General features: G+C 65.9%; 1 protein-coding gene. It reads right to left on the bottom strand.

Annotated features, from left to right (window positions below):
* Window positions 1-321 precede the first annotated feature (321 nt).
* Window positions 322-722 (bottom strand): azurin (gene azu, locus AC1DN0_RS41190; protein ID WP_477146623.1); only part of this gene is annotated, 401 nt, incomplete at its 5' end.

Genomic DNA, 722 nt, shown 5'->3' with positions numbered 1-722 from the left:
CCCATGGGGTGGCTCTACAYGTGCAATCCGRCCATCGTAGAGCCACGCCATGCGTGGCTGCCSTTCGATCAGGCAYYGCGTGCAGCCACCCATGGGGTGGCTCTACRCGTGCAATCCAACCATCGTAGAGCCACGCCACGCGTAGCTGCCGTTCGATCAGGCATTGCGTGCAGCCACCCATGGGGTGGCTCTACGCGGACGGGTTGCCTCAGCCACCCATGGGGTGGCTCTACGCGTGCAATCCGACCATCGTAGAGCCACGCCATGCGTGGCTGCCGTTCGGTCAGGCATTGCGTGCATTCACACGACGGCAGCTGCGCGTCAGCCGAAAACGAATCGGCCCTTCATCATCGCGAAGTGGCCCGGGAACGAGCAGAAGAACGTGTAGTCGCCGCCCTTGGCCAGCTTGGCCGTGGCGAAGGTGACGCTGGTGCTCTGGCCGCCGCCGATCACCGCCGTATGGGCCAGCACCCGTGCATCGGCCTTGGGCAGGTAGCTGTCGGCCAGGGTCATGCGCATGCCCGCCATCGCCACCGGCTGGTAATCGGCACTGCGGGCGAGCACCCAGTTGTGGCCCATCGCGGTGGCGGCCAGTTTGCCGGTGTGGCGCAGGGTCAGCTTCACCTGCGTGCAGTCCGCGCCGACCTTGATCTCCTTCTGGCTGAAGCTCATCTGGTCGGTGCTGTCGATGGTGACCGCGCACACGCGGGCATGGGCAGCCG

It is taken from the genome of Cupriavidus sp. 05N39, from assembly GCF_056397325.1.
The sequence above is the reverse complement of the archived record's forward strand: the minus strand, read 5'-3'. Positions and strand labels throughout refer to the sequence as shown.